23 protein-coding genes are annotated in these 22051 nt (G+C 74.1%); 15 read left to right on the top strand and 8 right to left on the bottom strand.

Annotated features, from left to right (window positions below; genetic code table 11):
- Window positions 1-149 precede the first annotated feature (149 nt).
- Together HS045_RS35415 and HS045_RS35420 are read left to right on the top strand one after the other, a co-directional pair.
- Entirely contained in the window at window positions 150-281 is a 132-nt protein-coding gene (locus HS045_RS35415; RefSeq protein WP_255531804.1) for a hypothetical protein, read from the top strand.
- 175 nt (window positions 282-456) lie between these two features.
- On the top strand, window positions 457-588 hold the full coding sequence (locus HS045_RS35420) for a hypothetical protein (protein WP_255531805.1): 132 nt from the start codon (window positions 457-459) through the stop codon (window positions 586-588).
- A 59-nt stretch (window positions 589-647) separates the two neighbouring features.
- Here HS045_RS35420 and HS045_RS12690 read toward each other — a convergent pair whose 3' ends face one another.
- On the bottom strand, window positions 648-1571 hold the full coding sequence (locus HS045_RS12690) for a DMT family transporter (protein ID WP_196451494.1): 924 nt from the start codon (window positions 1569-1571) through the stop codon (window positions 648-650).
- Between the two features lie 67 nt (window positions 1572-1638).
- On the opposite strand from HS045_RS12690, the gene HS045_RS12695 reads away from it, so the two are divergent.
- Window positions 1639-3084: a PLP-dependent aminotransferase family protein gene (locus tag HS045_RS12695; protein WP_196451495.1), complete on the top strand. Its 1446-nt coding sequence runs from the start codon at window positions 1639-1641 to the stop codon at window positions 3082-3084.
- Here the strand turns inward: HS045_RS12695 and HS045_RS12700 are convergent.
- Complete coding sequence (locus HS045_RS12700; RefSeq protein WP_196451496.1) at window positions 3062-4273, bottom strand: MFS transporter; 1212 nt, start codon at window positions 4271-4273, stop codon at window positions 3062-3064. The two genes, HS045_RS12695 and HS045_RS12700, sit on opposite strands and share 23 nt — an antisense overlap.
- Before the next feature lie 123 nt (window positions 4274-4396).
- Here HS045_RS12700 and HS045_RS12705 point away from each other — a divergent pair, with 123 nt between their 5' ends.
- A complete protein-coding gene (locus tag HS045_RS12705; RefSeq protein WP_196451497.1) occupies window positions 4397-5035 on the top strand; it encodes a DUF1707 domain-containing protein in 639 nt (212 codons plus the stop codon).
- A gap of 157 nt (window positions 5036-5192) precedes the next feature.
- Here the strand turns inward: HS045_RS12705 and glpX are convergent, their stop codons facing one another.
- Window positions 5193-6227, bottom strand: a complete 1035-nt coding sequence (gene glpX / locus HS045_RS12710; RefSeq protein WP_196451498.1) for a class II fructose-bisphosphatase — start codon at window positions 6225-6227, stop codon at window positions 5193-5195.
- A gap of 82 nt (window positions 6228-6309) precedes the next feature.
- Here glpX and HS045_RS12715 point away from each other — a divergent pair, with 82 nt between their 5' ends.
- Together HS045_RS12715 and HS045_RS12720 are read left to right on the top strand one after the other, a co-directional pair.
- Entirely contained in the window at window positions 6310-6921 is a 612-nt protein-coding gene (locus HS045_RS12715; RefSeq protein ID WP_196451499.1) for a TetR/AcrR family transcriptional regulator, read from the top strand.
- A 61-nt stretch (window positions 6922-6982) separates the two neighbouring features.
- Window positions 6983-7531, top strand: coding sequence for a DUF4245 domain-containing protein (locus HS045_RS12720; protein ID WP_196451501.1), 549 nt, complete (start codon window positions 6983-6985; stop codon window positions 7529-7531).
- Between the two features lie 52 nt (window positions 7532-7583).
- Here the strand turns inward: HS045_RS12720 and HS045_RS12725 are convergent, their stop codons facing one another.
- The gene (locus HS045_RS12725) at window positions 7584-7814 is read right to left on the bottom strand and encodes an exodeoxyribonuclease VII small subunit (protein ID WP_196451502.1); all 231 of its coding nucleotides are present in this window, start codon (window positions 7812-7814) and stop codon (window positions 7584-7586) included.
- Between the two features lie 185 nt (window positions 7815-7999).
- Here HS045_RS12725 and HS045_RS12730 point away from each other — a divergent pair, with 185 nt between their 5' ends.
- The 3 genes from HS045_RS12730 to HS045_RS12740 all read left to right on the top strand — a co-directional run bounded on the left by HS045_RS12730 (window position 8000) and on the right by HS045_RS12740 (window position 10046).
- Window positions 8000-8584, top strand: coding sequence for a PadR family transcriptional regulator (locus HS045_RS12730; RefSeq protein ID WP_196451503.1), 585 nt, complete (start codon window positions 8000-8002; stop codon window positions 8582-8584).
- A complete protein-coding gene (locus HS045_RS12735; protein WP_196451505.1) occupies window positions 8581-9510 on the top strand; it encodes a CPBP family intramembrane glutamic endopeptidase in 930 nt (309 codons plus the stop codon). Before HS045_RS12730 ends, HS045_RS12735 begins: the two co-directional genes overlap by 4 nt.
- Before the next feature lie 65 nt (window positions 9511-9575).
- Window positions 9576-10046, top strand: a complete 471-nt coding sequence (locus tag HS045_RS12740) for a GNAT family N-acetyltransferase (protein WP_196451507.1) — start codon at window positions 9576-9578, stop codon at window positions 10044-10046.
- Between the two features lie 109 nt (window positions 10047-10155).
- Here the strand turns inward: HS045_RS12740 and xseA are convergent, their stop codons facing one another.
- Together xseA and HS045_RS12750 are read right to left on the bottom strand one after the other, a co-directional pair.
- Entirely contained in the window at window positions 10156-11373 is a 1218-nt protein-coding gene (xseA, locus tag HS045_RS12745; protein WP_196451508.1) for an exodeoxyribonuclease VII large subunit, read from the bottom strand.
- 26 nt (window positions 11374-11399) lie between these two features.
- Complete coding sequence (locus tag HS045_RS12750; protein WP_196451509.1) at window positions 11400-12482, bottom strand: hypothetical protein; 1083 nt, start codon at window positions 12480-12482, stop codon at window positions 11400-11402.
- Between the two features lie 109 nt (window positions 12483-12591).
- Between HS045_RS12750 and HS045_RS12755 the strand changes: the two genes are divergently transcribed.
- Window positions 12592-13560, top strand: a complete 969-nt coding sequence (locus tag HS045_RS12755) for a 4-hydroxy-3-methylbut-2-enyl diphosphate reductase (protein WP_196451510.1) — start codon at window positions 12592-12594, stop codon at window positions 13558-13560.
- Between the two features lie 113 nt (window positions 13561-13673).
- Here HS045_RS12755 and HS045_RS12760 read toward each other — a convergent pair whose 3' ends face one another.
- Together HS045_RS12760 and HS045_RS12765 are read right to left on the bottom strand one after the other, a co-directional pair.
- Window positions 13674-14210: a DUF6542 domain-containing protein gene (locus HS045_RS12760; protein ID WP_196451511.1), complete on the bottom strand. Its 537-nt coding sequence runs from the start codon at window positions 14208-14210 to the stop codon at window positions 13674-13676.
- An 81-nt stretch (window positions 14211-14291) separates the two neighbouring features.
- Window positions 14292-15605, bottom strand: a complete 1314-nt coding sequence (locus tag HS045_RS12765) for a DNA recombination protein RmuC (protein ID WP_196451512.1) — start codon at window positions 15603-15605, stop codon at window positions 14292-14294.
- A gap of 170 nt (window positions 15606-15775) precedes the next feature.
- Here HS045_RS12765 and HS045_RS12770 point away from each other — a divergent pair, with 170 nt between their 5' ends.
- From HS045_RS12770 to HS045_RS12790, 5 genes are all read left to right on the top strand, one after another.
- Window positions 15776-16591, top strand: coding sequence for a hypothetical protein (locus HS045_RS12770; protein ID WP_196451513.1), 816 nt, complete (start codon window positions 15776-15778; stop codon window positions 16589-16591).
- 11 nt (window positions 16592-16602) lie between these two features.
- Window positions 16603-17691, top strand: coding sequence for a redox-regulated ATPase YchF (gene ychF, locus HS045_RS12775; protein WP_196451514.1), 1089 nt, complete (start codon window positions 16603-16605; stop codon window positions 17689-17691).
- A 449-nt stretch (window positions 17692-18140) separates the two neighbouring features.
- Window positions 18141-19175 carry a conjugal transfer protein gene (locus HS045_RS12780; RefSeq protein ID WP_196451515.1) on the top strand — a complete coding sequence of 345 codons (1035 nt, stop codon included), beginning with the start codon at window positions 18141-18143 and terminating at the stop codon, window positions 19173-19175.
- Between the two features lie 163 nt (window positions 19176-19338).
- Complete coding sequence (locus HS045_RS12785; RefSeq protein WP_307827599.1) at window positions 19339-19617, top strand: hypothetical protein; 279 nt, start codon at window positions 19339-19341, stop codon at window positions 19615-19617.
- Between the two features lie 44 nt (window positions 19618-19661).
- Complete coding sequence (locus HS045_RS12790; RefSeq protein ID WP_196451517.1) at window positions 19662-21974, top strand: TcpE family conjugal transfer membrane protein; 2313 nt, start codon at window positions 19662-19664, stop codon at window positions 21972-21974.
- Window positions 21975-22051 lie beyond the last annotated feature (77 nt).

Genomic DNA, 22051 nt, shown 5'->3' on the forward strand with positions numbered 1-22051 from the left:
TCCGCCGTACGGCTCCGCGGGCTCCCGCCGGGCGCTGCCGCCTTCCGGGCGGATTGGGCGAACCATGACGCGCCCGGGACGTCCGCTTGCCCGCGCGGCGACGGAGGGATGAGGGAAAGGATCCATTCCGCTCCACCGAGGGGGAAGCCATGGAAGCCAGTCAGATCGTGATGCTGGGATTCGGCCTTCTGGTGCTCGCCGGGCTGCTCGTGCCGCTGATCGGGCTCGTTCTGCACGAACTGGGCGCCCGGGACCAGGAGTGGCCGATCGCCCGCCGCTGAGGACCGCGGGCCGGATCCGGGCGCCCCTTCCCGCGCCCGGCGCCCGTCCGGGGGAACGCCCTTGGCGGGCCCATGCGGTTTCCGTGCCGTTCCTTGCCCGCACGGGGAGCACGACCGGCGGAGGATGGACATTGAGGCCGTATGAACTGGATGTCCGGCATCTCAGGGGAAAATCATGGAAATCGGCTCTTATGTTCTGTTCGCCATCGGCTTGCTCATCATCGGCGGGCTCGTGGGGTCACTGCTCACCATCGTGCTCCACATGGTCGCCGAGGAGAACAAGGACCAGCGCCCGCTGCACCGCTGACGCGCCGTCACCCGTCAGGCCCGCTCCGCCACCGCGGACGCCGGTCGGGCCGTCACCCATCAGGCCCGCTCCGCCACCGCGGACGCCGGTCGGCCGGGGACGGCCTCTCCGCGCCCGGATCCGGCCGTGAGCCCGACGGCGATCCCGGTGACGACCAGCGCGGCCCCGGCCAGGTCGGCGGTGGACGGCGCGCCGAACCCGAGCACCGCGCCGGTGGCCATCGCGCCGACCGGGATCAGCCCGGCGAACAGCCCGGCCGCGGCGGCGCCGAGCCGGGGCAGCGCGTCGTACCAGAGGAAGAACGCCACGGCGGTGACGACGACCGCCTGGTAGCCCAGGCCCGCCGCCTCGGCGGCGGTCGGCGCGCGCAGCGCCGCGGTCCCGTCGGCCAGCAGCCCGATCACCCCCAGCAGCGGTACGGCCAGCGCGGCGGAGTAGGCCGAGACCCGCAGCGCGCCCAGCCGGGGCAGCAGCGGAATGGCCAGCACCGAGAAGCAGACCTCGCAGGCCAGCGCGCCCAGCGACCACAGCAGCCCGGCCGGCTCGCCGCTGCCCAGGCCGGTGGCCACGGTGGCCCCGGTGACCACGACCGCCGCCGCCCCGAGCACCCGGGGGGAGGGCCGTCCGCCGATCAGGGCGAGCGCCAGCGGGACGGTGCCGAGCACGGTGCCGACCAGCGCGGGCCCCCCGTGCCGGGTGGCCTCGATCACGCAGACGTTGAAGACCGCCAGCCCGGTGAGGGCGAGGGCGGCCAGCAGGGCGGCCTCGCGCGGCGACGGCCGGACGAACCGCAGGCCCGACAGCCGGACGACGGCCAGCAGGATCACCGCGGCCAGCAGGTAGCGCACCGCCTGCCCGCCGTAGACCGGATAGTCCCCGATCAGACCGGAGACCCCGGCCAGGGTGCCCACCAGGAACATCGCCCCGGCCGCCTGGGCGGGACCGCGGAACCGGGCCGCGCGGATGGTGAGGGTGTCGCTCATGCCCGGAATGCTAGGGAGATAATGGTTTCCTCGTTCAGTCCAATCATCGCGGAGGAGAGAGGACCAATTGGCCGATCTCCATCTGAGCGTCGACCGGGCCGCGGGCGGGATCGCCGGGCAGATCACCCGCGAGCTGCGCGAGGCCGTACGGCAGGGCCGGCTGACCGCCGGGGCGCGGCTGCCGGCGAGCCGGGAGCTGGCCAGGGACCTCGGGCTGTCGCGGGGCGTCGTCGTCGAGGCGTACGAGCAGCTGGTCGCCGAGGGGTTCCTGGTCGCGCGGATCGGGGCCGGGACCCGGGTGGCGCCCGCCGCGGGCCGTACCGCCGGGGCCGGCCCCGGCGCATCCGGGGCGGAGGTCCGCGAGCACGACTACGGGCGTCGTCCCACCTCTCCCGACCTGCGGACCTTCCCCCGGGAGCGGTGGCTGGCCGCGACCCGGCGGGTGCTCGCCTCCCTGCCCGCCGGAGGCCTGGACTACGGCGACCCCGGCGGCGTCCGCGAGCTGCGCGAGGAGCTGGCCGCCTACCTGCGCCGGGTCCGGGGCGCCGACGCGAACCCGGACGACCTGGTGATCGTGGGCGGGGTCGCCCAGGGGCTCAGCCTCACCGTCCAGGTGCTCGCCGGGCGCTTCCCCGAGGCGCGACCCGGCCGCGACCTCGGCTGGTTCACCGGCCCCGCCGCGCGCCCGGCGGGCCGCGACCGCGGCGTACGGCTCGCGGTGGAGGACCCGACCGGCCTGCGCCAGCTGCCGCTGCTGCGGGCCGCGGGCGCCGACCTGGTCGCCGTCCCGGTCGACGGGGAGGGTGTCGACGTGGCGGCGCTGGCCGCGACGGAGGCGCGGGCGGTGCTGCTCACCCCGGCCCACCACTACCCGACCGGGGTGGTGCTCTCCCCGCGCCGCCGCGCGGAGCTGACCGCGTGGGCCGCGGCGGCGGGCGCGGTGGTCCTGGAGGACGACTACGACGCGGAGTTCCGGTTCGACCGCGACCCGGTGGGCTGCCTGCAGGGACTGGCCCCCGGCCGGGTGGTCCTCGCCGGGAGCGTCAGCAAGTCCCTGGCCCCGGGGCTCCGGCTCGGCTGGGTGGCGGCCCCGCCGCACATCGCCGCGGCGGTACGGCGGGCGCGGGCGGAGCAGGACATGGGATCCCCGGTGCTGGAGCAGCACGTGCTGGCGGACCTGCTGCGGACCGGGGCCTACGACCGGCACCTGCGGCGGATGCGCCGGGAGTACCGGGCCCGGCGGGACGCCCTCGTACGGGCCCTGGCCGAGCACCTCCCCGAGATCACGGTGCGGGGCGTCTCCGCGGGGCTGCACCTGCTCGCCGAACTGCCCGGCGGCTGGGACGAGCGGGCCGTCGCGGCGGCGGCCCGGGCCCGTGGCCTGGCGGCCGAGCCGGTGGGCCCGATGCGCCGCCGGCCGGGCCCGCCCGCCCTGGTCATGGGGTTCGCGCGGCTCCCGGCCCACCGCGCCGGAGAGATCGTCGCCGCGGTCACCGGGGACCTCCCCCGCTGACGGCGGTGGCGGTCCTCAGCCGGAAGCCGCCGGCCAGCGGCACGATCAGGGCGATCAGCACCACCGCGGGCACGAACGCCGCCCGCACGTCCACGGCGTCGTTGATCGTGCCGACCGCGGCGGCGCCGACGACGAACCCGACGTAGTTGAACAGGTTGACCCGCGCGATCGCCGTCTCGGCTCCGGCGCCGAGCCGTCCCGCCGCCGAGAACGACTGCGGGGCGATGACGGACAGACCCACCCCGACCAGGCCGAACGCCAGGACGGCCACGACCGGGCCGGGGGCGGCGACGACGCCGAGCGCGCCCAGCGCCCCGACCACCGCGCCCGCGCGGACCACGGGGGCCGGGCCGTGGCGGCGGACGGCGAGGTCGCCGGGGACCCGCGCCAGGAGCATGGCGGCCTGGTAGGCGAAGTAGGCCAGCGGCACCAGCCACCCGCTCGCGGCGAGCGCCTTCTCCATGTAGACCGTGCCGTAGTTGGAGACCGCCGCGTCGCCGACGTAGAGGAACGCCATCGCCAGGCAGAGCGGGATGATCGGCCGCCACGGCACCCGGACCGGCGCGGCGTCCTCCACCGTGTGCTCCGTTGCGGGATCTGCGGCCGTCCGGCGCGGGGCCCGCTCCTCGGCGGCGCCGTACAGGCGGGGGAGCAGGGCCAGCGAGACGAGCGCGCCGAGCAGCATCGGGAGGGAGAAGGCCCAGAACAGGTCCACCTCCAGGGCGCTGAAGGCGGAGTTGAGCCCGGCCCCCAGCATCGAGCCGACGCTCCAGACCGCGTGGAAGCCGGTCAGCACGCTCATGCCGTACCGGCGCTCGACCGCCACCGCCTGCATGTTCATGGCCGCGTCGACCGCCCCGACGAAGAGCCCGAAGGCGGCGCTCAGGCCGTAGAGCCCGGCGAGCCGGTCGTTGGAGGCCATCAGGACCACGACGGCGCAGACGGCGAGCTGGGAGAGCCTCAGGACGGGGGCGCTGCCGTAGCGCGCGGCCAGGGGGGCGGCGGCGACGCTCCCGACGCCCGCGATCAACGGCACCAGCAGCAGGACCAGTGTGAGGTCGCCGTCGCTCAGGCCGAACGCGCGCTGCAGGTCGATCACGTGGGTGAGCAGGGTGGCGAAGCACAGGCCCTGGACGAAGAAGGCGGCCCAGGTCGCCACCCGTGCCTGCCGGTCACGCGGGGTCGGCATCGCGACCTCCAGAGAACATGAGGGGGGTTCAAGTTCTCGTCAGGCTAGGCGCGTCTCTCCTCCGGGTCAACGGTCGTCCGCGTGCCGGGCGCATCCGGTTCCGGCAGGGATTATCGTCGAGGCGTGGACGATCCCAGACCTCCCGCGACACCATCCGCGCCGCCTCCGGCGAGGCGTCCCGCGGTCCGGGGGAACGCGCCGGAACCGCGTCCCGGCGACCTGCGGGCGGGGGACTCCGACCGGGAGCGGGTGGCCGCGGTCCTGGGCGACGCGCTCGCCGACGGCAGACTGGACCACGACGAGCACGAGGAGCGGCTGGAGGCGGTCTACCGGGCCCGCACGCTGGGCGAGCTCGCCGCGATCACCACCGACCTGCTCCCGCCCGAGGCCCAGCCGCTGCGCACCGACGCCCGGCCCGTGACGGCCTTCTTCGGCTCGGAGAAGCGCTCGGGCCGCTGGGTGGTGCCCACCCGCTTCTCCGCCACCGCGGTCTGCGCCAACGTCACCCTGGACCTGTGCGAGGCGCTGCTCCAGTCCAGCCACGTGACCCTCCAGGTCACCGTGATCGGGGGGACGCTCACGCTGGTCGTCCCGGAGGGCGTGCGGATCGAGATGCCCGCCTCGATCTTCCTGGGCGGGAAGAGGAACCAGGTCCGCCCCTCTCCCGACGGCCCGGTCATCGAGATCACCGGCCTCGTCTCCATGGGCAGCGTGATCGCCAAGTCGCCCAAGCGGCCCCGCCGTTCCTGGTTCCGCCGCTGACCCGCGGGCCCCAGCGGCTCCGCGGCCGGTCTGAGGCCGGTCGGTCGGTCCGCGGCCGGTCTGAGGCGGGTCCACGCGGTCGGTCCGCGGCCGGTTCTCCGGCCTGCTCCCGGCCCGGCCCGGCCGCGGACGCGCCGGGCCCGCCCGCGGCCGGGCCTCAGCCGGCGCTGTCGAAGTTGATCGCGCTGTAGGCGCGGAGCTTCCAGAGCTGGTGCTCCGACTCGATCTTGCGGATCGTGCCGGACCGGCCGCGCATCACCAGGGAGCCGGTCACGGCCCGGCCGCCCCGGTAGCGCACACCCTGCATGATCTCCCCGTCGGTGATCCCGGAGGCCGCGAAGAACACGTCGTCGGACTTGACCAGGTCGTCGGTGGTCAGCGTGGCGTCCAGGTCGAGGCCCGCGTCCAGCGCCTTGCGGCGTTCGGCGTCGTCCCGCGGCCACAGCCTGCCCTGGATCACCCCGCCCAGGCACTTGAGCGCGCAGGCCGCGATGATGCCCTCGGGCGTGCCGCCGACGCCGAGCATGAGGTCGATGCCGGTGCCCGTGCGGGCCGCCATGATCGCACCGGCCACGTCGCCGTCGGTGATGAGCTTGATCCGTGCGCCGGCCTCCCGGATCTCGCTGATGATCTTCTCGTGCCGGGGCCGGTCGAGGACGACCACGGTCACGTCCGAGGACTCGCACCCCTTGGCGCGGGCCACCGCGGCGATGTTGTCGGCCACCGGCGCGTTGATGTCCACCGAGGAGGCGGCCTCCGGGCCGGTCACCAGCTTGTCCATGTAGAAGACGGCGGACGGGTCGTACATCGAGCCGCGCTCGCTGACCGCGATCACCGAGATGGCGTTGGGCATGCCCAGCGCGGTGAGGCGGGTGCCGTCGATCGGGTCCACGGCCACGTCGCACTCCGCGCCGGTGCCGTCGCCCACGGACTCGCCGTTGTAGAGCATCGGCGCGTTGTCCTTCTCGCCCTCGCCGATCACGACCACGCCGTTCATCGACACGGTGTTGATCAGCTGGCGCATCGCGTTGACGGCCGCGCCGTCGGCGCCGTTCTTGTCACCCCGCCCGACCCAGCGGGCGGCGGCCATCGCGGCGGCCTCGGTCACCCGGACCAGCTCCAGGGCGAGGTTGCGATCGGGCGCGTGCGCGCCCGTGGCGAGGGCGGCGGGAACGGAGGTCTGCTCGGACATGCGAAAGGCCCCTCTCGTGGATTACTGCAACGATCGTAGTTGTCCCCCTCTTGCCTGCCCGGGAAGGGATAATCTGCCGACCATGAGCAGCGACACGGATCGGTCGGCGACGGGCGTGACCGCACGGACCTCGGAGCGGGGCGCCGCCACGCGCGTCGCGCTCCTGGCGGCGGCCAGGGAGGTCTTCGTCACGAGCGGCTTCGCCGACGCCGGGGTCACCGAGGTGGTCGCGCGCGCGGGGGCGAGCGTGGGCAGCCTCTACCACCACTTCTCCGGCAAGGCCGATCTCTACCTGACCCTCTTCGAGGAGTTCCAGGCCCGGCAGACCCAGCGCACCAAGCAGGCGCTCCAGACGGTCAGGTCCGAGGGCGAGACCGACCCGATGCGGCTGTTCATCGCCGGGGCCCGCGCCTACCTGGAGGGCTGCCTGGCCGAGCGCGAGCTCGCCGCGCTGTTCCTGCGCGGCGACGGCCCGCCCGGCTTCGAGCTCGTCGTGCGCGACCGGCTGCGCCAGTGGGCCAAGCGCAACGCCGCGCTGTTCGACGGCGACGAGGGCGCGCTGGTCGTGGTCGTCACCGGGGCGCTCGCCGCCGCCGTCTCCGAGATCGTCCTGTCGCCGGACGAGGACGCCTCCCGCCGGCTCGCCGAGGACGTGCTCGCCATCATCGGGCGGATCCCCGGCCCGCAGGCGTGACACCCCGCCCGGCCGCACCTGCAGGCCGGACCGCGCCCCCGGACGGGTAGTCTCGCCACTCGTGCAACGGTTCACTGAGGGTTTCCGCGGCTACGTCGCCGCGATGCTGATCTGCCTCCTCGGCGTGTTCGTCTTCCTGTTGGTCACGCCGCAGAGCAGGGAAGAGCACATCCCCAGGATCGACTACTCCATCGACGTCGCCAACATGCGGCGGGACGCGCCGTACCGGGTCTGGACGCCCGAGCCGGTGCCCGCCGACTGGATCCCCACCAGTTCCCGGAAGACCGCGCAGCGGGGCGTGGTGACCTGGCGGCTCGGCTTCGCCACCGCCAAGGGCGCCGACGGCGAGCGCGAGCACGTGATGCTCGCGCAGAGCGACGAGAAGCCCGCCGCCGGGTTCGCCGACCGGATGGCCAACAGCGACCGGGCCCTGGGCACCGTCCCGATCGCCGGCGCGGTCTGGGAGAAGCGCCAGCGGGAGGACAAGGACCAGCGCTCGCTGGTGCGGATCCTGCCCGACTGCGTGATCGTCGTCACCGGCACCGCCGGGTGGGACGAGCTGACCGCCTTCGCCGGCTCGCTGAAGCAGCAGCCGAAGGTCACCTCCTAGCCGGACCCGCGGAGGCCGGGGAAGGAGCCCCGCGGAGGGCGCAGGGGAGGGCTCAGAAGGGCTCGTCCCCGCCCGGGTCGGGCCGCCCGCGCTGCGCCATGGCCGCGGCGAGCTTCACCCGGGCGCCCTGCAGCCACTCCTCGCAGAGCGCGGCCAGCCGCTCGCCGCGCTCCCACAGCTCGATCGACTCCTCCAGGGTGAGCCCGCCCGCCTCCAGGCGGCGGACCACCTCGGTCAGCTCCTCGCGAGCCTGCTCGTACGACGGTGTCTTCTCCTCGGCCACGCACCCACCCTAGCGGTGCGCCGCCGGGCGGGCCGGTCGTGGCCGGACCGGCGGGCCCCGGCGTGGACGCCGGGGCGGGGTCGTACCGGGTTCGGCGGGGAGAGGGATCTCCGGTCCCCTGCGCGGACGATTGCCGTACTCTCCTATCTCTGTTAGATATATCTAACAGAGATAGGGAGGCGTCGATGGCACGGCGAAGTCAGACGGAGACGGCGGTGCTGGGGGCGTTGAGCATGCACCCGATGACGGCTTACGCGCTCAGGGAGGCCATCCGGGATGTGCTCGGGCACTTCTGGAGCGAGAGCTTCGGGCAGATCTACCCGACGCTCGGCGCCCTCGAACAGCAGGGCCACGTGGAACGCCGCGAGGGGTCGCGTTCCGGCTCGTCGACCTTCGCCATCACCGACTCCGGAAGCGCCCGCCTGCGCGAGCTGCTGAGCGAGCCGATCGCGGCGACGCCGCCGCGGAGCGGGCTCCTGTTGCGGCTGTTCTTCGGCCGGACCCTGGGCGTGCGCAAGTGCCGGGAGCTGCTGCTGGAGACCAGGGCGGACGCCGAGCGGAGCCTGGCCGAGTACGAAGGCATGGCCCGCACGATCTCCGCCGAGGAGGCGGGCTCTCCGGACCTGCCCTACGTCCTGATGACCATATCCGCCGGCCGGCACAACGCCGTGGCCGCCATCGCCTGGGCCGACGAGGCCCTCGCTCTGCTCGAGGCCGTCCCCGGAGACGACCCCGCCGGGGACGGCCCCCCTGCGAACGGAGAGTCATGATGACCACCTCGGCCCGCCCCCTGGACGGCGCGGAGCGGCTCCGGCCGGTCTCGCGCCTGCGCGCCCGGATCAACTTCGCCGTCTTCTCGGCCGTCACCGTAGGCGGCGGCTGGCTCTTCGCCGCCATGGACCGGGCCACCGGGCAGACCGTCGGCACCGGGAGCGTGACCTCCGCCGCCGGCGGCACGAACGGGCAGGGACTGTGGATCGCCGTCCCGGCGCTGACCGCGCTCGTCCTGTACTTCCTCAACCGGGACGGCGCGGGACGCCTGGGGCTCACGCTGCGGTTCGCGGGCCGGGCCCGCTGGTTCGCGTTCGCGGCGGTGTTCTCCCCGGCCGTGGCCGCCGTCGCGGTGGCGGCGGCCACGGCCTCCGGCGCCGCGACGTTCTCCGCCGCCCCGCGCGCCGGCGAGCAGCCCCTCCTCGCCGCCTTCGCCACCGCGCTCGGCTTCCTGGTGGTCAAGAACCTGCTGGAGGAGTTCATCTTCCGCGGCTACGGCACGCGCACCGCGATGGCGCTCGGCCTGCGCGGTGTCGCCCCGCACGTCCTCGTCGGACTGGTCTGGGGACTGTGGCACCTCCCGCTGTACACCGTCTGGATGTCCCAGGCGGACTTCCGCCAGAGCACGACGCTGCCGTGGGCGTGGTACCTGCCGACCTTCCTCGCGGGCATCGTGGCGATGGCCGTCCTCTACGGCGAGATGCGCGTGCGGACCGGCTCGATCTGGCCCGGCGTGGTGCTCCATACGGTGAGCAACGCCCTCACGACCCCGCTCCTGATCAACGGCCATGTGCGCTACGAGGACCACGGCGACGTGGTGTTCGGCCTCGCCGGCAACTCGGTCGTCTCGGTCCTCTTCTTCGGCGTGCCCGGGCTCCTCCTCCTGCGCCGTCGGAACCGGGGGCGCCCGGCCTCCGGGGAGTGAGCCCGCGGCCCGGCCCGTCAGGCCGGCCTGACGGAGCGCCACCGGACGGCTGGAAGACTGGCGGGGTGAGTGTGCGTGACGCGACCCCCGGCGACATCCCCGAGCTGGTCCGCCTGCGGGAGATCCTGACCGAACGGATGGCCAGGGACGGGACCTACCCGCTCTCCGAGCACTGGCAGGAGTCCTACGCCGACAGCCTCGCCGAGCGGATCGGCACCCCCGACACGGCCGTCTACGTGGTGGACGCCCCCGGGGGAGGCCTCGCCTCCTGCGGGATCGGCCTGGTCTTCAACCGCTTCCCGGGACCGTCCCTCCCCGACGGCCGGTACGGCTACATCCAGGGGATGACCACCGACCCCCGGCACCGGCGCAGGGGACACGGCCGGGCCGTCCTGGGCGCGCTCCTGGACTGGTACCGGGCGGGCGGCGTCCGGAAGGTGGACCTGCACGCGACCTCGGACGGGGAGCCGCTCTACCGCGAGCTCGGCTTCGTCGAGGACGGCTACCCCTCGCTCACCTGGCGGGACCCCTGCTGACCCGGTTCGCCCGGCGGGCGCCTTCCCGGGTCCCTCAGTCTGACCGGCGGGCGCCTTCCCGGTCCCTCCGGGCAGCCGGGATCCCTCCGGGCGGTGACGACCTCCCCGCTCACGCGCCGGGATCCCTCCGGGCGGTGACGACCGTGATCCGGTCGTCGGGGAAGCGGACCGTCAGCTCGTCGCCTCCGGTCACGTCGGCCGCCCGCCGTACGACGTCGCCGGAGGGGCGCTGCACGATCGCGTAGCCGCGCTCCAGGGTGGCGGCGGGGGAGAGGGCGACCAGGCGGGCGCGCAGGTGGCCGAGGGAGTCCTGGGCGCGGTCCAGGGAGCCGGTGAGCGCGCGCCGGGTCCGGTCCCGCAGCTGCTCGGCCTGCTCGGCCCGGCGCTCGATCTCGCGGACCGGGTCGGACAGGGACGGCCGGGAGCGGACCGCCGCCAGCCAGGCCGTCTCGCGGTCCAGCCAGCCGCCCGCCACCCGGCGGCCCCGGTCGCGGAGCTGGCGCACCAGCGCGAGCTGCTCGCCGACGTCCGGCACGACCTTCTTGGCCGCGTCGGTCGGAGTGGAGGCCCGCACGTCGGCGACCAGGTCGAGCAGCGGGCCGTCCTGCTCGTGGCCGATCGCGCTGACCACCGGCGTCAGGCACGCGGCCACCGCCCGGACCAGCGCCTCGTCGGAGAAGGGCAGCAGGTCCTCCATCGACCCGCCGCCCCGGGCGATCACGATGACCTCGACCTCGCCGTCGGCGTCGAGCCGGTGCAGCGCCTCGGTGACCTCGCCCACGGCGTACGGTCCCTGCACGGCCGCCTGCTCGACCTTGAACCGCACCGCGGGCCAGCGGCGCCGCGCGTTCTCCAGCACGTCGCGCTCGGCCGCCGAGTCGCGGCCGCAGATCAGCCCGACCGTGCCGGGCAGGAACGGCAGGCGGCGCTTGCGGTCGGCGGCGAAGAGCCCCTCGGCGGCGAGCACCTGGCGCAGCCGCTCCAGCCGGGCCAGCAGCTCGCCGACGCCGACCGGGCGCATCTCCAGGGCGGTGAACGCGAAGGAGCCCCGGTTGACCCAGAAGTCGGGCTTCAGATTCATCACGACCCGGGCGCCGTCCACCGGGCGGGGGACGGTCGCCTCGTAGACCCCGCGGGGACAGGTCACCTTGGTGGACACGTTCGCCACCGGGTCGCGCAGCGTCAGGAACACCGTGCCGCCCCGCGCGGTCAGCTCGGTGATCTGCCCCTCGACCCAGACGGTGCCGAGCCTGCCGATCCAGCCGCCGACCATCTGCAGGACGGTGCGGACCGGCAGCGGCTGCTCCGGAGTGGTCTTCGACGTCATGCCGGAAGCCTAGGGGGCGGAGGCGGTCACTCGGCGGCCTCCAGCTTCGCGAGGCGGTTCTCGTACATCCGCACGACCTCGGGGCGGGCCGTGGTCGCCTGCTCGTAGGCGATCATGATCCTGATCTGCTGGGCGCTCTTGCCGCGCATGCGGGCGCGGAGCGAGGCGACGGTCAACCCGGAGTAACCGGGCAGCGGCTCGGCGGGCACGTCCTCACCGGCCGTCGCGGGTGCGGCGGTCCCGGGCTCGGCGGCGGGTGCGACGGTCTTCGCGGTCCGGGCGGCCTTCACGGGGGCGGGACCCGCCGCCTCCTTGCGCACCTTGGCCTTCGCGGCCTTCGCCCGGGTGGTCGCGGACGCGGCGAGCTCGGGCTCGGCGGGCTTGGTCTTCACGACCTCGACCTCGGCCTCGACCGGGGCGGCGCCGGCGGCGTCGGGCGTCTCGACCTCCACCTCGACCTCGGCCACCTCGACCTTCACCGCGGGCGGTACGGCGATCACGGGCTCGGGCGCGGGCTCGGCGGCCGTGGGCGCGGGCGCGAAGACGACCGGCGCGGGCCGGGTCCTGCCGCCATTGGAGCCGGACTCGGGCTCGGTGGGCTCGGAGCCGGACTCGGGCTCGGTGGGCTCGGAGCCGGACTCGGGCTCGGTGGGCTCGGAGCCGGACTCGGGCTCGGTGGGCTCGGAGCCGGACTCGGGCTCGGTGGGCTCGGAGCCGGCGGGCTCGACGGCCTCCGGTTCGGTCGGGGAGGTTCCGGTCTGCGCGGGGGCGGCGGTCGCGGTCTCCGTCTCGGGCCCCGTCTCGGGCCCCGTCTCGGGCGCGGGCTTGGGCTTGGCGGGGGCGAAGATGACCGGCTCGCGACGGGCGGGCCGCTCCTCCGCGGTCCCGGCCGTCCCGGCCTGCTCGCCGGTCCCGGCCGCCTGCTCGGACGCCGCCGGACGCTCCTGGTCGAGGTCGTCGGCGCCACCGGCCATGCGCTTGATCCTGCCGCGGACCCGGTCGCCGAGCATCAGCGCCTGACCGACGCCGCTCAGAGTGGTCTGCAGCACGTAGAGGGGGAGTTCCTTCGCCTTCCCGGCGACGTTGCGGAAGAGATCCGGGACTGACATTTCATCTCCTGGAGCACGGTATCGGACGGCTGATTGCGGAAAATAAGCGCTTTGTGAGGTCAAGAGGCACGTGAACGGGCCCCATGGATACTCCACGTAGCATAAGAACATGACTTCAAAGACCCGCGCGACTCGACGCGTGCTTGTGGCGAAGCCCCGTGGTTACTGCGCGGGGGTTGATCGTGCGGTCCAGGCGGTCGAGAGGGCCCTGGAGCAGTACGGCGCGCCGATCTACGTGCGCAAGCAGATCGTGCACAACACCCATGTGGTCAAGACGCTCGAGGCGCGCGGGGCCGTCTTCGTCGAGGAGACCGAGGAGGTCCCCGAGGGGGCCATCGTGGTCTTCTCCGCCCACGGCGTCTCGCCCGCCGTGCACCAGGAGGCCGCCCAGCGCCGTCTGAAGACGATCGACGCCACCTGCCCGCTCGTCACCAAGGTGCACAACGAGGCCAAGCGCTTCGCCTCCCAGGACTACGACATCCTGCTGATCGGCCACGAGGGCCACGAGGAGGTCGAGGGCACCGCGGGCGAGGCGCCCGAGCACATCCAGCTCGTGGACGGCCTCGGCTCGGTCGGCTCCGTCCAGGTGAAGGACCCCGACCGGCTGGTGTGGCTCTCCCAGACCACGCTCTCGGTGGACGAGACGACCGAGACGGTCACCCGGCTCAAGGAGCGCTTCCCGAACCTGATCGACCCGCCGAGCGACGACATCTGCTACGCCACCCAGAACCGCCAGGTCGCGGTGAAGGAGATCGCCGCCGAGGCCGAGCTGGTCATCGTCGTCGGCTCGGAGAACTCCTCCAACTCCAAGCGCCTGGTCGAGGTGGCCCTCGACCACGGCGCCGACGCCTCCTACCTGGTCGACAACGCCTCGTTCATCCGGGACGAGTGGCTGGAGGGCGTCACCACGGTCGGCGTGACCAGCGGCGCCTCGGTTCCCGAGGAGCTCGTCGCCGAGGTCCTGGCCCGCCTGGCCGGCCACGGCTTCGAGGACGTCGAGGAGGTCGAGTCGGTCGAGGAGAGCGTGCGCTTCGCCCTCCCGCACGAGCTCCGCAAGGACCTGCGCGCCGGGGTCTGAGCCGGACGGGCCCGGGTCCCGCGAGCCTTCGGTCCCGGCACGTCCGGAAGGGCGCCGGAGTCCGGGGAGCAGGAGACCCGCAGGGGCCGGTCCGCGGATCCTCCCGCGGGGGGCTACTGCCCCTCGCGGGGCGAGCCGTACATCCTGGGCTCGAAGTAGCCCTCGGGCTCGGGAGCGAACCCGGCCGCCGCTCCGGCGGCCCCGCCCGCGCGCGGCCGGGGGACGGCGGGCCCGGAGGCGCGCAGTTCGTCGCGCAGGTCGCGGACGCAGCGGGTCAGTCCGCGCCGCCAGGCGATGAGCAGCACCAGCGCCGATCCGGCGAAGAGCCAGGGGGCGCCCCGGGACAGCGAGCTGTAGATCCCCAGCCCGAAGGCCGCCGCCGGCGAGGGCGCGGCCAGGGACCGCACCGCCTCGGCGAGCAGCACGGCGGCGAAGAAGACCAGGGGCGGGGAGACCACGAGCGAGAGCAGGTCGCGCGGGTTGACCAGGGAGACGGCGGCGACGCAGCCGCCCACGAACGCCAGGCCGACGACCGCCGGCAGTCCGAGCACCGTGTTCAGCACGCTGCCCAGCAGCGTGAACACCAGCACGGACGCCACCGCGCCCCGTGCGGTCAGCCGGATGCCGGATGCCGGGTCCCGTCCACTCATGCGATCACCTCACCCGTCCCCCCTCGCGCTGCTCCTGCACGTCTCCAGTGTGGGGCACCCCCCGGTTTCAGGAAACGGCTTTCAAAGCAGGTCGTTGGCCAACTTACCGTTCAGGTGCGGGACGGGGGACGCGCTTGGCGTCTCTTCTTCCAGCAGTTCGGGCGAGGCCAGCGTGCGCGGCAGGTCCTCGACCATCTGCGGCCGGTCGAGGTCGGCGTCGACCAGCCCCAGGTCGTTCAGCTTGCGCGCGCTCACCAGGACCCGGGTCTCCAGGGAGCCCACGGTCCGGTTGTAGGACTCCACGGCCCGGCCCAGCGAGCGGCCCAGCGTGTCCAGGTTCCGCCCCATGCTGCCCAGCCGCTCGTAGAGCTCCTTGCCGAGTTCGAAGACCGCGCGCGCGTTCTCGCTGAGCGCGGCCTGCTGCCAGGCGTACTGCGCGGTGCGCAGCATGGTGACCAGCGTGGTGGGGGTGGCGATGTGGACCCGCTTGCGCATGGCGTACTCCAGCAGGCCGGGATCGCGCTCCAGCGCGGGGGCCAGGAACGCCTCTCCGGGGATGAAGAGCACCATGAACTCCGGCGCGGGGCTGAACGCCTGCCAGTAGGCCTTGGCGGACAGCCGGTCCACGTGGTCGCGCACGTGCCGGGCGTGGGCGTCGAGCCGGGCGGAGCGCCGGTCGGGGTCACCGGTCTCCGCGGCCTCCAGATAGGCGGCCAGGGAGACCTTCGCGTCGACGACGATGTTCTTGCCGCCGGCCAGCCGTACCACCATGTCGGGCCGGAGGGCGCCGTCGGCGGTGGCCACGTTCGCCTGCTCCTCGAAGTCGCAGAACCGCTGCATGCCGGCGATCTCGGCGACCCTGCGCAGCTGCAGCTCCCCCCACCGGCCGCCGGCCTCGGGCCGCTGCAGGGCGCGCACCAGGGCGTTCGTCTGGTCGCGGAGGCGGTCGTTGCTCTCTCTGACGATCTCGATGTGCCGGGCCAGCTCCGCGTGGGCGGCCCGCTGGCCCGACTGGGTGTCGCGCAGCTGCGCCTCGACGCGGGCCAGGGTGTCCTTCAGGGGTTCGATCAGGTGCTCGACCGCCTGCTTGCGCTGCTCCAGCTCTCCCGCGGCCTCGGCGCGGCCGGCGGCCATCCGGGTCTCGGCCAGCTCAAGGAAGCGCAGGTTGTTGACGTCGAGCGCGCGGGCCGACAGGGCCTGGAAGCGCTCGGCGAGCTGCTCCTCGACGTAGGCGACCTTCTCCTCGGCGGCCCGCGCCCGGGCCTCGGCGTCCGCCAGGCGGGCGACGGCGTCGGCGGTCGCGGCCGAGGCCCGGGCCCGGCCCAGCAGGAAGCCGATCGCGAGCCCCGCCGCGAGTCCCACGGCGAGCTGGAAGGCGAGTGCCATGACGTTCATGTCCGCAGATGATCCCAGGTCCGGCGGCCGGGGCCGGGCCGACACGCCTAGCGGACCGGCCGGGCCGTTCCGCTTGTGCACACGTCCTCCATCACTCAAAGTTTCATTGTGAACACGTAAAGTAGGGGGAATTCGTGGGGACACGGGGCTTACGTCTGAGAATGGCGCCGGTGCTGGGGGGTGCGCTCGTCATCGTCGCCACCGCCGGTGCCGCCGCGATCGGGCTCATCGCCGGCCAGGGGGGCGCGGTGCCGGACACCGCGGCGGCGGGCGTCGGCGGGGAGTCCCCGGCCGTGCTCGCCTGGGGCCGGGGGGCCTGCGTCGACCGGCGGGGCGCCAGGTTCGACCTGGTGCCCTGCGCGGCGGCCGACGGCACGGTCATCTCCGTGGTCGGCGTCCGCGCGTCCGAGTGCCCCGCCGAGACGGACGAGCTGGTCGTGATCTCCGGTGCGCCGGCCGCGCCGGGCCGGGCGGGGGCGGCCGGGGAGGTGGCCCCGCAGAGCCTGCGGACGGGCCGTACGGCGTGCGTGCGCGACCTGCGGGGGCCGCGCGCCGGAGAGCCGGGCCGGGGCGGCGGGGTGCTGCGCGCGGGTGACTGCCTGGCGCTGCGCGGCGGGGAGCTGCCGTGCTCGGCGCGGGGCTGGTACGGCAGGGTGCTGGCGGTGGTCGGCGCGGAGGAGACGTGCCCGGACGGCGCGCTCGACGCGCTCGCCGTCGGCGGCAGGGAGGTCGCCTGCCTGGGTGAGGGGGGCGGGGTGCTCGCCGTGGGCGACTGCGTGGTGCGGCCCCGGGAGCGGCTGGTCAGCCGCCTGGCACTCACCAGGGCGCCGTGCGGCTCTTCGCGCGCCTGGGCCCGGGTGACGGCCCGGGCCGGCTCCACCGACGGCTGCCCGGCCGGTTCGGACCGCTATCTGCGGGTGCGCGGGCCGGGGATTCCCCGTCCTGTGACCTGCCTGCGGCGAGTGGCACTGCACGGCTCCCCGTAGACTCGGGTCGCGTGAGCCTGAGCATCGGCATCGTCGGACTGCCCAACGTCGGCAAGTCCACGCTTTTCAACGCGCTGACCAAGACCGCCAACGCCCTGGCGGCGAACTACCCGTTCGCCACCATCGAGCCCAACGTGGGCATCGTCGGCGTGCCCGACCCGCGTCTGGAGAAGCTGGCCGAGATCTTCGGCTCCGCCCGGATCCTGCCCGCGAAGGTCGAGTTCGTCGACATCGCCGGTCTGGTCAAAGGCGCCTCCGAAGGACAGGGCCGGGGTAACCAGTTCCTCGCCAACATCCGGGAGACCGACGCGATCTGCCAGGTCATCCGGGTCTTCAGCGACCCGGACGTGACCCACGTGGACGGCGCGATCGCCCCCGAGCGCGACATCGAGACCATCAACACCGAGCTGATCCTGGCCGACCTGCAGACGCTGGAGAAGGCGGTCCCGCGTCTGCAGAAGGAGTCCAGGACCAACAAGGACCGCAGGGCGGCGCTGGAGGCGGCCGAGGCCGCGGTCAAGCTCCTGGACGGGGGCACGACGCTGTACGCCGGGGCCAAGGGCGCCGGGATCGACCCGGCGGACCTGCGGGACCTGCACCTGCTGACCGCCAAGCCGTTCCTGTACGTCTTCAACCTCGACGCCGACGAACTGGTCGACACCGAGCTGCGGGACCGGCTGTCGGCGCTCGTCGCGCCGGCCGAGGCCGTCTTCCTGGACGCCAAGATCGAGTCCGAGCTGGTCGAGCTCTCCGACGAGGAGGCGCTGGAGCTGCTCCAGTCCGTCGGCCAGGAGGAGTCGGGTCTGGCGCAGCTCGCCCGGGTCGGCTTCGCGACCCTGGGCCTGCAGACCTACCTGACGGCGGGGCCCAAGGAGACGCGGGCCTGGACGATCCCCAAGGGCGCGACCGCCCCCGAGGCGGCCGGCGTCATCCACACGGACTTCCAGCGCGGCTTCATCAAGGCGGAGGTCGTCTCCTTCGACGACCTGGTGGAGACCGGCTCCATCGCCGCGGCGCGGCAGGCGGGCAAGGCCCGGATCGAGGGCAAGGACTACGTGATGCGCGACGGCGACGTCGTGGAGTTCCGCTTCAACGTCTGAAGCGTCCGGCCGGAGGCTCCTCCCGCCCTCCTCCGGGAGCGCGGACCCGCACGGGGCGGGCATAGACGGGCACGGGGCGGGCACGGGGCGGGCACGGTCCGGCGGGATCGTGCCCGCCCCGTGCCCTGTCACGCTCCGTGAAGACGGATCCGGCAAATACGCAGGTCGGGACAGTGGGCACGCTTTTTGGATAGCAATGGGTGGCGTTTGGGTAACCGATAGGGGCGCTGGCCAGGAGGAATGCGCTTTGTCCGCCATGCCGGTAGGAGACGGGGAGCCCGGACGGTTCCAGACCCGGTTTGCTCAGTCCATACGATGACTGCAGCATGGGCGTGGTTTTCCTGGAAGAATCGGCGAGGCAGTTAAGGCAGACGCTTCACCATGGCTAACGGGGTCAGGAGCAGTACGACACCGCGCCGGCCGGGGGGATCGGCGCGAGCGGAGGCGTGATGGCTCGAAGGTCAACCGTCCAGCAGGATCCTCGGACCGCTGGTGACCCTGAGCTTTCGGCGTACCCGGGGGCGCCCGACGATTTCGATCTCGATCCCGCCGCCACCCGGGGGCGGGGCGTTCCGCGCCGCGGCCGCTGGTCGGGCGGGGGCGGTCGCTGGCTGGTCTGGGCCGGCCGCGTCATCCTCTGGGCGCTGATCGTGGTCATCCTGGTGAACGGCATTCGTGCACCTTTTGAGCGATTTACCCGAGAAAATGCCAATACGGGCTCAACGCCCGTTTCTGTCGACGCCGGATTCCCGACCACGAAGGCCACGTCCTTCGCCAGTCAGTTCGCGACCGTCTACCTGAATTTCGACGCCGTGCGCACGGCGGAGCGGGCCGGGCGACTGGCTCCGTTCCTGCCCGACGGAGCCGAGCCCCAGTTCGGCTGGGACGGCCTCGGCCGGATGAGCGCCGGGGCGATCCAGCCCTACGGGATCGAGGTCGCCGACGCGGAGAACGCCGTCGTGACGCTGGCGTTCCAGTCGGGCGACCGCCGGCAGCTCCTGTCCGTCCCGGTCTTCCATGACAAGGAGACCGGCAGGTTCGTGGTCTCCGGGCGTCCGGGCATCCTGCCGGCGCCGGCGCCCGCGGTCCTGCCGCCCGTCGCCGAGCCCGACCGCGACCAGGCCGCGGAGCAGGAACTGCGCACGCCCATGGCGAACTTCTTCAAGGCCTACGCCGCCAGCGACACCGCCTCCCTGCAGCAGTACGCGGCGGAGGGGACCGTGCTCCAGGGGTTCGGCGGGTCCCTGGCCTTCCTGGAGTTCAAGGACCTGCTCGTGCCGCTGACCACGGGCGCCACCCGGGAGGTGACCGCGACGGTGGTCTGGGGGGTGCCCGCGGGCGCGGCCCCGTCCGCCGGTCCCACGCCGAGCGACCCGGGGGGCGTGAGCGGCAGGCTGGAGCAGGCCTACGTCCTCACCGTGGTCAAGCAGGGCGACAAATGGTTCGTCCAGAGCATCCGTGGCGCCGGACGGTCCGTGGGGTGACGCATGATCGAATGGTGGCAGTCCACAGTGAACAGACCCCCCTGGCCGACGAGCCGGCGGTGCGGCGGTCGGCGCGCACGCGCCGCGGCCCCGCGTCCCCCCCGGCGTGGGCGACCGTGAGCACGGAGGACGAGAAGTGACCCTGAAGACCATCCTGCTGAGTGTGATCGACTTCGCTCAGCAGCCGACCGGCCAGCCGACCGCGCCTCCGGCAGGTGTGAACACCGAGGGGCTGGCGGACTTCCTCCGCCGGTTCTTCGCCCCGCTCTTCCTCGTCATCGTCTCCGTGGTGGCCCTGTTCTTCCTGTTCACCCGTGAGATCACCAGGTTCGTCCAGTTCATCATCCTCGCGATCGCCATCGGCGTGATCTTCTACGTGCCCAACATCATCGAGGTGACGGCCAAGGCGATCGCGGGCGCTCTGGGCATCACGGGGAGCTGAGGCCGCGCGGCGGCCGGACGACGAGAGGCGGAGAGGAGGAGCGCATGGACCTGCCCACGTATACCAATATCTGGCGGATCGAGAAGCGGCTCTACAAGCTGTACGACCTACGGCTGCCGATGCCGCTTCCGATCGTCTGGATCGGTGTGTTCGTGGGGGTGACGGCTCCGTGGTCGTTCCTGCTCGCGATGCTCGGCCTGCCCTTCGACGCCCCCTGGCACGTGGTCTACCTGGTGCCGCCGGGGGTGGTGACGTGGCTGTCCACCCGCCCGGTGATCGAGGGCAAGCGGCTCACCGAGCTGCTCCAGTCGCAGTCGCGCTACCTGGGGGAGCCGCGGACCTGGTGCCGGATGGCCCCCGCGGCCGAACCCTCGGAGATCACCCTCGTCGGGCGGGTCTGGCGGACGCTTCCGCAGCAGGCCGCGCCGGTCCGGGTGAAGGCCGCACGCCGTGCCCGCCACGCCGCGCCGTCCAGGCGCGCCGCCGAGGCGTCCCGCGCGGTCCGTCCCGCGGTGGCCGCCGCGGCCGCCGCCGCGGCGACCGCCCCGGTCACCGGTGATCGCCTCACCTGGGGTGCGGTCGCTCCCCGCAGGGGCACCGCCCCGGCTCTGGGCCAGGCGGTCCCGCCCGCCGGTACGGCCTCCGCGGTGCCGGCCGGGCCCGCGCCGACCGGGTCCTCGGCGTCCCCGGCGTCCCCGGCCGCGTCTTTCGCGGCGGTCGCACCGGCCGACGCGTCCGCGCCGTCCACCCCCCCCGAGGCGTCGGTGTCCTCCCCCGAGGCACCGGCGTCCCCTGCGGTGTCGGCGGTGGTCGGCGTCTTCGGTGAGAGACCACAGGGGTCCGCACCGCTGGAGGCGCCTGCGTCCGCGCCGGAGCCGGAACAGGTCCCCGCCACCCCGATCGACAGCGAGGCGCTGCGACGCCTGCGCCGGCTCGCCGCCTCCGCGGAGGCCGGGAGGGCCGAGCCCCCGCCGCCGTCCGGCCCGGTCCCCTCCAGCGCAGCGGGCCTGCCGGCCGTCTCCGGGCAGGGCCGGGAGCGTCCGTCCGTTCCGCCCGTTCCGCGCATCATGCCGAGGTTCGTCGGTCCGGCGCAGGAGGTGCGGGCCGAGGACGTGCGGGCCGTACCGGACCAGGCCGAGGAGGTGCGGGCCGAGGGTGCGCGGGCCGTACCGGATCGGGCCGAGGGTGCGCGGGCCGTACCGGATCGGGCCGAGGAGGTGCGGGAGCGTCGCCGCGAGGGGGAGCGGCAGGAGAGCGGCCGGCGTTCCGGGGACGAGCGGAGGTCCTGGCCGCAGGAGCGGCCGACGGTCGTGCCGGGCGGATTCTCGATCCGGGCCGTGCCCGCCGGTCCCGCCGCCCAGGTCACCCCCGCGGCGCCGGTCCCCGCCGCTCCCGCGGCGCCGCCTGCCCAGGCGGAGCCCAGGGTCCGCCGGGTGGAGTCGGTCATCGGCCGCGACTCCGAGGGCGGCTGGCGGCGGCTGGCCCAGGTGGTGATGGGGCCGGGGAGCGGGAGCCGTACGGACGGCTCGGAGGTCGACGAGGCGCGCGCCCGGGGGGCCTTCGGCGGCAGCCGCCGGGTGGTGGTGCTGGGCTGCACCGGCGGTGCGGGGCAGACCACGACGGCGCTCATGCTCGGCCACACGCTCGCCCGCCTCCGCGGTGACCGGGTGCTGGCCATCGACGCCAGCACCGGCGCGCACGCCCTGTCCGGCCGGATCCGGGGAGAGTCGCCCGAGACGCTGAGCTCCCTGCTGGCGGGCCTGGACGGCGTCCAGGGGTACCTGGGCATGCGCGCCTACACCAGCCGCTGCGCCTCCGGCCTGGAGGTCCTCGGCGGCGACAGCGACGCGGGCGCCGAGCAGCGGCTGTCGGACCGGGCGCTCTTCTCCGACCGCAGGCTCGGCCAGGCGATGGACCTGCTGGACCGCCACTACAAGCTGGTCGTGGTGGATCCGGCCGCGGCCCTGGCGGCGCGCGTCCTGCCCTACGCCGACCAGTTGATCATGGTGGCCCCCGCCAGCGAGGACGGGGCCGACGCGGTCGCGATGACGTACGAATGGCTCGACGGGCACGGCTGCACGGACCTCCGGCGCAGGGCGATCATGGTGGTCAACGGGGTGAGCCGCCGCAGCATGGCCGACGTGGAGCAGGCGGAGGCGGTCGCGCGCGGCCGGTGCCGGGCGATCGTGCGGGTGCCCTGGGAGGACGAGCTGGCCCCCGGCAGGTCCGAGCGGGTGGAGCCGTCCCATCTGCGGGCGCCGGGCCGCCGGGCCTACCTGGCCCTGGCCGGGGTCGTGGTGGCCGGACTGGGAGCGATGCGGACGAACCGAACGAGCGAGGAGGAGCTGGCCCAGTGAGACCCGGCGCGGGAGAAGACGTGATGTTCCTGTGAGGGAACGGTTCGTACGGACGGCGGAGGGGGCCGCGGGCGGGT

The sequence above is a fragment of the Planomonospora sp. ID82291 genome (assembly GCF_015711645.1).
Taxonomy (GTDB): Bacteria; Actinomycetota; Actinomycetes; order Streptosporangiales; family Streptosporangiaceae; genus Planomonospora.

Coding starts and splice junctions, on each gene's coding strand:
- HS045_RS35415 (WP_255531804.1), top strand. CDS start 150: ATGGAAGCCAGTCAGATCGTGATGCTGGGATTCGGCCTTCTGGTGCTC.
- HS045_RS35420 (WP_255531805.1), top strand. CDS start 457: ATGGAAATCGGCTCTTATGTTCTGTTCGCCATCGGCTTGCTCATCATC.
- HS045_RS12690 (WP_196451494.1), bottom strand. CDS start 1,571: ATGAGCGACACCCTCACCATCCGCGCGGCCCGGTTCCGCGGTCCCGCC.
- HS045_RS12700 (WP_196451496.1), bottom strand. CDS start 4,273: ATGCCGACCCCGCGTGACCGGCAGGCACGGGTGGCGACCTGGGCCGCC.
- glpX (WP_196451498.1), bottom strand. CDS start 6,227: ATGTCCGAGCAGACCTCCGTTCCCGCCGCCCTCGCCACGGGCGCGCAC.
- HS045_RS12715 (WP_196451499.1), top strand. CDS start 6,310: ATGAGCAGCGACACGGATCGGTCGGCGACGGGCGTGACCGCACGGACC.
- HS045_RS12730 (WP_196451503.1), top strand. CDS start 8,000: ATGGCACGGCGAAGTCAGACGGAGACGGCGGTGCTGGGGGCGTTGAGC.
- HS045_RS12735 (WP_196451505.1), top strand. CDS start 8,581: ATGATGACCACCTCGGCCCGCCCCCTGGACGGCGCGGAGCGGCTCCGG.
- xseA (WP_196451508.1), bottom strand. CDS start 11,373: ATGACGTCGAAGACCACTCCGGAGCAGCCGCTGCCGGTCCGCACCGTC.
- HS045_RS12750 (WP_196451509.1), bottom strand. CDS start 12,482: ATGTCAGTCCCGGATCTCTTCCGCAACGTCGCCGGGAAGGCGAAGGAA.
- HS045_RS12755 (WP_196451510.1), top strand. CDS start 12,592: ATGACTTCAAAGACCCGCGCGACTCGACGCGTGCTTGTGGCGAAGCCC.
- HS045_RS12760 (WP_196451511.1), bottom strand. CDS start 14,210: ATGAGTGGACGGGACCCGGCATCCGGCATCCGGCTGACCGCACGGGGC.
- HS045_RS12765 (WP_196451512.1), bottom strand. CDS start 15,605: ATGAACGTCATGGCACTCGCCTTCCAGCTCGCCGTGGGACTCGCGGCG.
- HS045_RS12780 (WP_196451515.1), top strand. CDS start 18,141: ATGGCTCGAAGGTCAACCGTCCAGCAGGATCCTCGGACCGCTGGTGAC.
- HS045_RS12790 (WP_196451517.1), top strand. CDS start 19,662: ATGGACCTGCCCACGTATACCAATATCTGGCGGATCGAGAAGCGGCTC.